The sequence below is a fragment of the Colwellia piezophila ATCC BAA-637 genome (genome assembly GCF_000378625.1).
Lineage (GTDB): Bacteria > Pseudomonadota > Gammaproteobacteria > Enterobacterales > Alteromonadaceae > Colwellia > Colwellia piezophila.
Genome location: NZ_KB905160.1, coordinates 640262 through 652601, shown reverse-complemented (window position 1 = coordinate 652601; position 12340 = coordinate 640262). Strand labels below are relative to the sequence as shown.

Sequence of the window (12340 nt, the reverse complement as noted above, 5' to 3'; positions counted from 1 at the left end):
GAGATTTAATATGAATAAAATAAATAAGTTAGGCAATAGTAATGACAAAACACTTATTGCTACGATAAAAGACAACATCAAGAAAAAAAGTAAATTAGTCTTTTGTTTATCGAGTTTACTGATGTCGACATCGGCACTTGCTGGTTGGGAAGTTACTTTTATTGATAAGTTTGATGGTACTGGCGTAAATTGGCAAAATTGGACCGCGCAAATTGATGCCAACTATAATAACGAAGTTCAATGTTATACCGATGATGATAGCTCAGTGAATAAAAATTTTGATGTCTCAGACGGTACTTTAAAAATAATTGCTCGCAAGCAGCAAGTTAATTGTACCGGCTTAAATAATCAAGCAAGAAGCTGGACTTCAGGCAGAATTAACGGCAAAGACAAACGAGAATTTCTATACGGTCGTATCGAGTCTCGACTTCGTTTTCATAATTTAGAGGGTGGCACTTGGCCAGCATTTTGGATGTTAGAAAACCGTATTGCCGAAAGCCCTAAAAAAAATGATAACGACACTATCCACTGGCCAAATCCAGGTGCAGGTGAAATTGACGTTTGGGAATGGTTCTCCAATAATCCAGCAACTTATATCACCAATTTTTTTAATACCGGTGGCGCGAGTTGCGGACAAGAAGTCAGATTCGCTTATCCAAAGGGGGCTAGTGACGTGCTTGACTGGCATAACTATGCCATTGAATGGGATGAAAACAACATTTCCTTTTACATGGACGATACCTTAGTTACCTCACATAACGTATCAAACTGCCCCCAATACAAAGAACCGATGTTTGTTTTGCTAAATGTAGCTATGGGTGGCAACTTAGGCGGCAACATTGATGCTAACCTCAGCAAAGCCACTATGGAAGTTGATTACCTAGCTCATTGCACTGCAACCAATCAAAATGATGCCAAACAATGTAATGAAAGTACCCCAGTTGTCTTTGCTGACGATGATATTGATGGTATCGCCAATGATATCGATCAATGCGCCAATACTCCTGAAGGCGAGCTAGTTGATAGTGTTGGCTGCCCTATAGATGACACTGTTCAATGTCCAAATGATCCGACGGTTAACTGTCTGCCCTCCCTTGAAGATGCAGATAACGACGGTATTACTGACGATATTGATCAATGTCTAAATACGCCAGCAGACGAGGCTGTTGATAATGTTGGTTGTACTTTAGTTGCTCTAGATGAAGATAATGACGGTATTAGCGATGATATTGATCAATGTCCAAATACAGCTGCCAACGAGGCAGTTAACACGGTTGGTTGCCTTGTCGATGAAGATAATATAGCGCCAACAGTAATGTTAACCATCAAACAAAACAATGTTGCAGTTTCAAAAATAGCGCTTAATGATGGCATGGTTGAAATTACCGCTGTCGCCTTGGATGACAATATTGACGATAGCCTCAGTTACTCTTGGCTTATCGGTGGTGCCATCCCCTCCCCGAGCATTACCAATGAAAGACTAAGTTTTGACCCCGCAACTATGATCGGAGGCAGTTCCCACAAAATTGAAGTCACGGTAACTGACAATGGTTTGCCAGCACAGTCAACCTCAAGCAGTATTCAGTTTAGCATCGCACAAAACCAAGTCGTTACCCCTGGAGATAATGTAATAGATGAACCAGAAAAAAGCAGTGGCGGTGCTCTATATAACCTCTTATGCTTGTTACTAATATCAGTATTTATCCGTGTTAGACAGGCTAAAACCGCGTTATCCAAAGTTGCCTCTGTTAATCACTGAAACCGGTTTAAGTGTCTCGCCAAATGCTTATCGAGTGGGTGCGCCCAATTACGGTTATGGTGGCAATACCGTTGCAGATCAAACAAATGGGTTATTGCAAAACTTAAATGATATTCACAGCGCTTCAATGCCGATAACTGGTGTTGTTATTCATGAGTATTTAGATGCCTGGTGGAAGTTTGGTTTACAAGATTCATACAGCCAAGATCCAAATGATATTGAAGAATGGTTTGGTCTTGTAAAACTAAAAACCTCTGGTGATTGGTACAGCACTGAATTTCGAGATGTTTATTTTGAGATAAAGCAGCTTTGGCTTGATTGAGACAGAGATAAAAGACGCCGTTGAACGGGGGCATGTACCCCCGTTATTCACCAGTCTGTATTAGTGTCCTGTTAGTAAAATAAAATACTAACTATGGTCTGTTTTCAAAACGGATATTCTTTAATAACAATTCCATCGGCCCTTTCGGCTCAACCACAAACAAACTATGAATATTATTTATCACCGCTTTCATCAACGGATCAGTGTGCTTACTATTACCACTATTTATAAGCTCTGCAATATTCAAGCGAACTTGTTGCCATTGGCCTATTTTATGGTGAGGTAATTCTACATCACTCACCATAGGCCAACCACTACCCAGTTTCACCAATAATTTACTGTTAGTTTCACGAGATTTTATTTTAACATCAAAAACTAATTGCCCTTTTTCAAATAAATGACTTAAATCGGCATGAGCAGGATATTGTAGAGCAATATTGCCGTTATCACCTTGTTGCTTAATGCTAAGTGCACGACCATTTTCAGTGGTTACTTCATGGTAACTAATTGAGTTACCGGGATCATAGAGATTGAATACTAATACTTCATTTAGCGCTGATTGGTATAAGTCGAAATTGGCGCCAAGGGCCAAGGTCTTATCAGGAGTAATAATTTTATGGCCTTTAACCAATTCAGCATTTTCGCCAATGGTTTCGCAGCCTGCTCCTGTGTTAACAGATAAATTGCATTGATAAACGCGGACATAATCGATTTGCAATTTTTGCGGATAAGCGGCTTCATCAATGCCCTTATTATTAGCACCGCTCGCCCAAGCGCCACCGACGGCAAGATTTAAAATAAGGTGAAATTTTTGATCATAAGGAGCACTGCCTTCGCCAACCACTAACTCATCATTTAGTAAGTACTTACTATACCAACCTGACTTTCTTTGTGTTGCATAGTGAATGTCATCTACGTACCAGCGAATTTCCCCCTCTTGCCACTCAATGGCATAGGTATGAAACGAATCGGCTGGATTCATCGTTGCTGCAAATTTATAAGCGGTACCTGAATGCACATTGTTTGGCCAAGCCTCACCAAAATGCAAGGTGCCATGAATACGTGACTCTAATTCATTTTTAATAGCGTCAACTGCGCCTGAAGGCGTTTTTAAATTTGCCGCCTCAACAATATCTATTTCACCCGAGGCAGCCCAGCCGCCATAAACATAATCCGTGGGTAACATCCAAATGGCTGGCCATGTGCCCTGCCCGTATGGCAATTTCGCCCGAATTTCGAAGCGACCGTATAGCCAGTCGCCTTTATTCATGGTGCGTAACTTTGAGGAGGTATAGGGTAAGGTCGTGGTACGGCTCATACTGCCATCAGCGTTGGCCGAGCCAACAAAATCTTCACGTTGAGCAATAATGTTGAGCAAACCATCTTTGACAAAAGAATTTTGTTGTCGGTCGGTATAACATTGCTGCTCATTATTGCCGCCGCCATAACAATCAACCACATGGCTCCATTTATTGCCATCAATATCATGGCCGTCAAATTCGTCTGACCACACCAGTTGCCATGATTTATTGTTACTTGCTGGATGATTTGATTCTTTTGCTTGAGCAATAAAAAACAAGGTGATAGTACTCATTATTACAATAATGAGGCCAACAGCTATATTCTTAAAAATATTTATCTTTTTCATAAATTTCCTGCTTATGTTACCGAGTAGAGCAGCCCTATTTAGCCGATTTAGTTTAAGGGTGAGAGCGAGGGTGAGACTGATGTTTACTCATAAGAACCCTAGGGTTAGCACTATCCGACGCTTACCAAGGGAATACCAAGGCGACTTTCAACCTGTCTGTTTGCCAGCTGCGCAAGGAAAATATAACCCGTTTACCATCTATGACATCGAGATTCCCAGTTCATCACTTACCAGCTTTCATAAAAAATGCCTTTAAACAGATGTTTAAAGGCATTTAAAGTCAGCAAGTTAATCTAAAGTACTGATTCTAATTTAGTATCACTTTAATCAACGACAGTTACACTAATATCATCGAGGTATACATCACCCACTTGATCGCCCATATCAAACAATACTCGGCTATTATCATCACCAAAATCAATCGTAAAGGTATAAGTGTAAGTCGTCCAATCTGCGGTTAACGTTAATATCTCGGTTTTAGCAGCCCAAGGACCATGGTTTTCACCAAGACCCGCAATAATCGTACGACTGTCTCCTTTTGCTCTAAACGTTAACGTATAAGTTTGACCTGGCACAAGCGTCATCACTTGGCTTAAGTTAACGTCCCAAGGATTAGCGGCTGTAGCAACCGACGCGAAATAAACGTTGTTGTCACCTTCGGTAATAATGTTAGCGCCAGTCCAGCTTCCAGCACCACTATCGAAACCACCATCAACCACTAACTCGCCTGTTGGTGGCTCAACAACGACTCCGCCAGTGAACATGATGTTGTCAATGTAGTTCATAGTATCTTGGCTTCTGCCAGCTGTTTTATCAGGAAATATCGCCAAAGCACCAATATTATCAGTTTCAGGTAGACCAACCCAATGACAAGTATCAAAAGTTAAGGTCTCCCATTGGTTCACTACGGTATTAGCTACCCCAACTGAGCCATGAGAACCCCACATGATACCATCACCATTAACACCATTATTTTTTTGAAATTTCACATGAACTTCACTAATGGTGTCTTTGTAAACATCCATTTTAACAAGACAGTTAGTTGTGTCTAACTCAAAACTAGTAATACCTTGAGTTAATGCGCCAATCCACTCGCCATTATCTTGAAGAACATCAAATAAAGCGACGGTAGCAGAAGTATTTATTCCTGTGGTAACAGGGTTAGCAACATACTGAACTTTATCAGTATCAAATGACTCCCACGTTAATTGTGGGCCTTCAAAATCAACACCTGCAGCAACAGTTGTTGTTGCACCGTCGCCGGATTCACCAGGGGTACTCTGTTCTTTTTCTAGAGCGCCATTAGGGTAAAAAGCAAAGTTATCTAATTGGTAAACTGCACCACTATTACTTCCCCAAGCAGGGAATAACATGACGTTATTAATTGCAGTAAGGTCAAGACCTGCTAAGTCACTTAAATTGAAGCTATAGTGCTGCCAAACGTCCAGTTCAATAGCACTATGGTCGCCGTTATCTTTAAAGATACTGTAATCATTAAGAGTACCCGCACCACCTTCTATTTTAAGGAACCATTCGTCTGTTCCTGCCGGTGCTGTGGTCACTTTAAGATCAAATTCAAAGGTACCTGTACTTACGAAAGCACTCATATCAATTGGTACGCCAACGTCTGCCACAGGGCGATAGCCTGCAACAAATCCGCTCGCCGTAATAGTCACTTCATTAACATTGTCATAAGCTGCATTGTCATCAACAATAACCTGTGAAGAACCATTAGTTTCTATCCATGATTCCCAATCATTAAGACCATCAGAAATGATAAAGGACGCTTCACTTGCATCACGCGGAGTTTCACCTACGACCGACGCATTGTCTGAGACGGTAATAGTAAAGCTATCAGTCACATCAATAGTGTTATCTGAAACAGTAATAACAACAGCATGGTCACCTATATTACCAGCCGCTGGGATGCCAGATAAAATACCTGTGTCTTCATCAAAAGATAACCACTCTGGTAAGGTGGTTGCTTCCATAGTAATGCTATCATCATCAGCATCGGTTGCAATTAGGGTATAACTATAATCTGAGCCAGCTTCAGCGACTACAATAGCGGTACTAGTAACTACTGGCGCATTATTGTCAACAACCAAAGCACTTACAGTAATAGTAAAGCTGTCAGTCACTTCGTCAGTACCGTCAGTTACAGTAAGAACAATATTATAGTTACCAACATCGCTAGCTGCTGGAGTACCCATTAACACACCAGTTTCATCATCAAAAGATAACCAATCAGGTTTAGTTTTCGCTGCCATGGTAAGGCTATCATCATCAGTATCGGTGGCTGTTAAGGTATAGCTATATGCTGAACCTTCTACCACTGCTTCACCAGCCGTGCTAGTAATGACTGGTTCATTATTAACGGGTGGCGTAACGACGGGTAAAGTAACTGCAATAGTAAACGTTTGGGTGATTTCATCAGTGCCATCACTGACGGTAAGGGTAATATCATGATCGCCAACATCACTATCAGATGGTGTACCACTTAAAACCCCTGTTGCCTCATCAAAAGACAACCAAGCAGGTAAACTTGAAGCTGATAAGGTCAAGGTATCACCGTCAGTATCTGCTGCATCTAAGCTATAACTGTATTCACTGCCAGCTTCGACAGTAACAGTCGCTGAGCTGCTAATAGTAGGCGCTGAATTTTGTGGGACTTCAATATTTTCAATAATCTCTTCAGCGCTTTCACTACCACATGCTGATAATGCAAGTCCTAAGCCTATGATGATCAGGTTTTTCCTAAACTGTCTTTTATTATTTAAATTCATCAGGTGTTATCCTTAGTAAACACGTCTTTTGGAAGCGCTTCCAATTATACAGTTTAACTTACCTTTTCATTTAAAAGGTCCGTTAAGCAGAAGGTTGAAACTGAAAGGGTTTGCATAGTTTTTGCTATGCAAGCTAGCGCTGTTATTTGTTGTTATATGCTATAAATATCTTGAGCTAAGATGAATAAATCACCTCTTCAAGAGTAGAAATAAGCTATTACTCCCAATAAACTTTAGCAATAGAAATGCGCTGAGTTGGGTGGTTATTAAGGATGAAATGGAATCAATTAAAATCATAAAAAAGTAAAAATAACAGTAAACCCTGCTAATTATTAGCCCTGCCACACAACATTAGTTGCTAAAGTAATAAATGAGCTCAACCATCTTAGTCTTAGCCGCCAGTTACTAATATTTAATTTTTATATCATTCTGCTTATTTCAGCCAGAACAAGTTAGCGTTATGTTTTTACCCTCTCATCGCTCATATTTGACCAACTCACCGCTTTTCAATTGTTTAAGATCGGCAATTAGTTACTGTGATTTCTTAACAAATTAGCTACATTTCACTCAATAGTTTGAAAAGACCTCTATCTCTTTCAGCATTAATTTTCACGGTAAGCAAAATATGAATGAAAATACACATCAGCAAACTGCAGCAAAAGATAAAATATCACTGGCGCAAAAATTAATTTACGGCTTAGGCGCCTTTGTCAATAATTTACTCGGTGCGGCCATGGTCACCATGGCAATTGTGCTTAACTTAGGACTAGGCATGAACCCTGCCCTGGTAGGATTATTGGGTGCTTTACCGCGTTTTATCGATGCCTTTACCGACCCACTAATGGGCTATATTTCAGATCATACTAAATCAAAATGGGGCCGACGTCGGCCCTATATATTTGTTGGTGCAATTGTATCGGGTATTGTTTTTGCCATGTTATGGCAATTGCCCAGAGACCAGAGTGAAAATTTTTACTTTTGGTTCTTCTTGATCGGCTCAACCATTTTTTATCTTGCTTACACTATTTTTGCTACGCCATGGGTGGCTTTAGGTTATGAGCTAACACCCGATTACCACGAGCGTACCCGCATTATGGCCGTGCAAAACTTTATGGGTCAATTTGCCTGGCTAGTAGCACCCTGGTTTTTATTGTTTATGCAAAATGAAACGCTTTTTAGCGATATGATTGAAGGTGCCGGTTGGTTAGCCGTTATCATTGGTCTCTTTACCATTTTTATTGGTATTTTACCGGCAATATTCCTCTCAGAACGTTTTACGCCAATCCTAACGTCAAAAGACCTTATCACTAGCCCACCACAGCCCAAAGGCATGAAAGCTGCAGTGACTGATTTCTTTAAAGGCTTTTTGATTACCATTAAATTTAAGCCATTTCTTAAACTATGCGGGGCAACCTTTCTCGTATTTAACGGTTTTATGATGGTTGCTGCCTTCCAAAGTTATGTCATTATTTATTATGTTTTTGGTGGTGATCAGGCCTTAGGTGCTGAGTATGTTGGTTGGGCTGGTACTGTGTCATTTATTGCCACCTCCTGCTCTATTTTTATTGTCACTAAAATGTCAACTATGTGGGGTAAACAAAAAGCCTTTTTCATTACCATCGCTATATCTATCTTCGGTTATGCGTTGAAATGGATTTGTTTTACCCCTGATAATCCACAGTTAGTGCTCATTCCACCAATATTTTTTGCGTTTGGTTTAGGCGGATTATTTACGCTGATGGGTTCTATGGTTGCTGATGTATGTGACCTTGATGAATTGGAAACTGGTGAACGCCGCGAAGGTATGTTTGGCTCAATATTCTGGTGGGTTGTTAAACTCGGTATGGCCGCTGCGATGGCTGCAGGGGGCTTCTTGCTTAATGCCACAGGCTTTGATGTTGCCCTCGGCGGAGCCCAAGCAGCCGATACTTTGTTCTACATGCGTTTAGCTGATGTGCTAGTGCCTGTACTTTGTTCAGTGCTTGCTATTTGGATGGTTGCTACTTATCCCATTACTGAAAGTATGGCGCTTGAAGTGCGCAAGAAGCTTGAAGCTAGGCGTGGCAAGTCAATAACTCAAGATGACAAGCCTATGTCAAGTGAAAGCGAGTTGGCTAACGCATAAAATTGGACAAGAATGGATAAATAAAAATCCTAATGAAAATCCAAATAAAAACAAACAAGTAGAAAGGGAACCAGCCCTTTCTATTTGTTATTTATCACTAGTCCTAGGTAAATAACCATAGATTTCTAGTTTTGACTATGTTAAAAAGTATGCAGGTTAACTATACGGCAAATTTTAATTTGCTTTTTTTATCGCTTCAACTGGAAGCGCTTCCAAAAATAAGTATTGAAGAATAAAATGAATAAATGTTTATCAGACCAAAATCAAGTGACTGGCGAATTTATTACCTTAAGTAATGAACGTTTTTATGCAATTAACAATACCAACAAGATGGCGCCATTTTTTATCAGCCTTATCTCTAACAGTGATCACTGGTTATTTGTCTCTTCAACAGGTGGCTTAACTGCGGGTAGGGTTTCACCAGAAACAGCTCTGTTTCCGTATATTACTGTTGATAAATTGCACGAAAGTACGCCGCACACCGGTTGTAAAACGCTTTTGCGGGTACAAAAAAATTCAAAAACATACTTATGGGAACCTTTTAACCGAGCTGAAGATAAAAACTATTCTGTTAAGTGTAATTTATATAAAAATATCCTCGGCAATAAACTGTGCTTTGAAGAAATAAATGAAGACCTTGAAATAGCTTTTCGTTATACCTGGTTAACCTGTGAAAAATATGGCTTTGTTCGCCAGTGTGAATTAATAAATTTATCATCACAAGCCATTACCGTTGATTTGGTTGATGGCTTGCAAAATATATTGCCCGCAGGTACGCCAATTTTCACCCAAACCAACTCAAGTAACTTAGTGGATGCCTACAAGTGGAATGAAGTTGATGAAAAAACCGGACTAGCATTTTTCACCCTATATTCTGGCATTACTGACAGAGCCGAGCCTTGTGAGTCATTAAAAACCAATACTGTTTTTTGCTTGGGCTTAGAAAAACCAAACATATTACTATCAGGTGAACAACTTGAAAATTTTGTCTTAGGTAAATCACTCAGCCAAGAAGATCATAAAAGAGGTATCCGCGGTGCTTACCTGGTTAATAGCAGAGTAGAGCTTGGCGCTAATGCTGGGGAAACTTGGCATATAGTCGCTAATATTGAACAGAGTCAAAAACAAGCGGTTGCCTTGAAAAATCAACTATCAGAGCCTAAAAAGGTACTTAAAACGATCACTAAGTCTATTGACAAGGGCTCTGATGAACTTGCTCGGATCATGGCCAGTGGCGATGCCTTCCAAGCAACCAATGAAGAAAATGTCTCCGTACATCATTATGCCAATGTGCTGTTCAATATACTGCGTGGTGGCACTTTTGATCAGCAATATAAAATAGATGCTAATGATTTTGCAAAAAACATTGAGCATTTCAATAACGCCGTCTATAAAAAACATCAAAAGTTCTTAATGTCACTGCCTAAGTTACAGGATTTCACTGCCTTAAAAACACTTATTAAACAACAAGACGACGCCCAACTTGAGCGTCTTTGTTATGAATATCTACCCATCTCTTTTGGTCGCCGCCATGGTGATCCTAGCCGACCTTGGAATCAATTTGCTATTAAACTAGTTGATGAAAATAATAATCGTCTGCTTTCTTATCAAGGTAACTGGCGAGATATTTTTCAAAATTGGGAAGCATTAACGTTTAGCTACCCTGAATTTATTGAAAACATTATTGCCAAGTTTGTTAATGCTTCAACAATGGACGGCTACAATCCTTACCGAATAACCAAAGAAGGCATTGATTGGGAAATAGAAGAGCCCGACAACCCGTGGAGTTACATTGGTTACTGGGGTGATCATCAAATAATTTATTTACAAAAGATGTTAGAGATGTCCAGTAAGTTTCATCCGCAACGATTGAATGAGCTTTTGCACCACTCTATTTTCAGTTATGCCAATGTGCCTTATAAAATTAAGTCTTTTGATGACATGTTGGATAATGCCAAAAACACGGTTATTTATGATAATGAATTAGCCGATAAAATTGAGCTTAGGGTAATCACCTTAGGTGCGGATGGAAAACTAGTACTAACGGCTAATAATGAGGTTTACCATGTAAACCTACTAGAAAAATTACTGGTAACACTCTTGTGTAAATTTGGCAACTTTGTTGTCGATGGTGGCATTTGGCTCAATACCCAACGACCTGAATGGAATGATGCCAATAACGCCTTGGTTGGCCAAGGTCTCTCTATGGTGACCTTGTATTATGTTCGTCGTTACCTTTGTTTCTTCCAGCAATTAATAGTTAATGAAACAGCAACGGTCTCGCTATCTAATGAGGTTCATCAATGGCTAAATGAAACAGCCGCTGCTTTAGCCGATTTATCATCATTACTTATAGATAGAGCAAGCGATGAAAAATTAACGGCAAAACTTAGATATCAGAGCTTAACTGCCCTTGGCAAGGCTGCTTGTAATTATCGTCGAAAAGTTTACCAACAAGAAGGGTTTAGTGGTAAAACTGATTCGCCAATTAGCCATATCAAAAATATGCTCGCCGATGCGTTAACTGCCATTGATCACTCAATCAAGGCAAATCAGCGCGAAGATGGTTTATACCATGCTTATAATTTACTTGAGCTAAAAGAAGATAGTCTCGAAATTGATAATTTGTACCCTATGCTTGAAGGTCAAGTCGCTGCACTAAGTTCTGGTTTTTTTACTGCCCAAGAAACAGTATCAACGCTGGAAGCGCTCTCAAAAAGTGATATCTATCGTGAAGACCAAAACACCTACATGCTCTACCCTGATAGAGAACTACCAAGTTTTCTCGAGAAAAATATAATTGATGCAAAATTGGTCGAGTCTTGCTCTATATTGCAAGCCATGCTGAAAAATAATGACCAGCGAATAATTATTCGTGATGATGATAATAGCTTTCGTTTTAATGCCGAGATCACCAACGCATCGTTTTTAATTAAGCAACTAGATGACTTATCAGAGCAATATACTCAAGTGCCTGACCCTCGCCCGCAATTATTGGCTATTTACGAACAAGTATTTAACCATAAAGCATTTACCGGCCGATCTGGCGGTATGTTTGGTTTTGAAGGACTTGGCTGCATTTATTGGCACATGGTTTCTAAACTCATGTTGGTTGTTGAAGAAAGCTTTTTCAGCGCCATTGACCAAGGTGCTGATGCAGAGACAATCAATGAACTTGGCCAACATTATTATAAAATTCGTGCGGGCATAGGTTTTAATAAAACGCCAAGCGAATACGGCGCTTTCCCCTGTGATCCTTACTCTCATACCCCAAAACATGCTGGCGCTCAGCAACCTGGCATGACAGGACAAGTAAAAGAAGAAGTACTTTCTCGCTTTGGTGAGCTAGGACTAAGAGTTATTAAGGGTGAAGTGCATTTTCAACCAGACTTGCTAAGAGCATGCGAATTTTTATCAAAAGAAAAGAAGTTTCGCTACCTCGATGTCCATGACCAATGGCAAGAGCTTAAGCTGGCAAAGGGCTGTTTAGCATTTACGTGGTGCCAAGTACCTATTGTTTATCGACTTGATGATAATGCACCATCACAGTTAGAGATTCTTTTCCATGACGGCTCGAAACAAGTACAGACAAACTTAATAGTGCCAGCATTAGGTAGCCATGAACTATTTTTACGTAGCGGTGAAATTAAACAGTTAACTTTAACGTTAACAAATAAGCAATTATTTAGCGAATAGAGGT

General features: G+C 39.9%; 6 protein-coding genes. 4 read left to right on the top strand and 2 right to left on the bottom strand.

All coding sequences use genetic code 11. The annotated features are described in order from the left end of the window. Positions 1-10 precede the first annotated feature (10 nt). A complete protein-coding gene (locus F580_RS26795) occupies positions 11-1759 on the top strand; it encodes a glycoside hydrolase family 16 protein (protein WP_019026155.1) in 1749 nt (582 codons plus the stop codon). Beyond that, positions 1740-2081, top strand: coding sequence for a hypothetical protein (locus F580_RS0102670; RefSeq protein ID WP_019026154.1), 342 nt, complete (start codon positions 1740-1742; stop codon positions 2079-2081). The genes F580_RS26795 and F580_RS0102670 overlap by 20 nt, the downstream gene beginning before the upstream one ends. Before the next feature lie 91 nt (positions 2082-2172). Here F580_RS0102670 and F580_RS0102665 read toward each other — a convergent pair whose 3' ends face one another. Both F580_RS0102665 and F580_RS0102660 read right to left on the bottom strand, forming a co-directional pair. After that, positions 2173-3729, bottom strand: a complete 1557-nt coding sequence (locus tag F580_RS0102665) for a glycoside hydrolase family 16 protein (RefSeq protein ID WP_019026153.1) — start codon at positions 3727-3729, stop codon at positions 2173-2175. A gap of 323 nt (positions 3730-4052) precedes the next feature. Next, entirely contained in the window at positions 4053-6515 is a 2463-nt protein-coding gene (locus tag F580_RS0102660) for a putative Ig domain-containing protein (RefSeq protein ID WP_019026152.1), read from the bottom strand. 625 nt (positions 6516-7140) lie between these two features. On the opposite strand from F580_RS0102660, the gene F580_RS0102655 reads away from it, so the two are divergent. Continuing rightward, complete coding sequence (locus F580_RS0102655; protein WP_019026151.1) at positions 7141-8640, top strand: MFS transporter; 1500 nt, start codon at positions 7141-7143, stop codon at positions 8638-8640. Positions 8641-8877: 237 nt separating this feature from the next. Further along, positions 8878-12336, top strand: coding sequence for a hypothetical protein (locus F580_RS0102645; RefSeq protein WP_019026149.1), 3459 nt, complete (start codon positions 8878-8880; stop codon positions 12334-12336). The last annotated feature ends 4 nt before the right edge of the window (positions 12337-12340 follow it).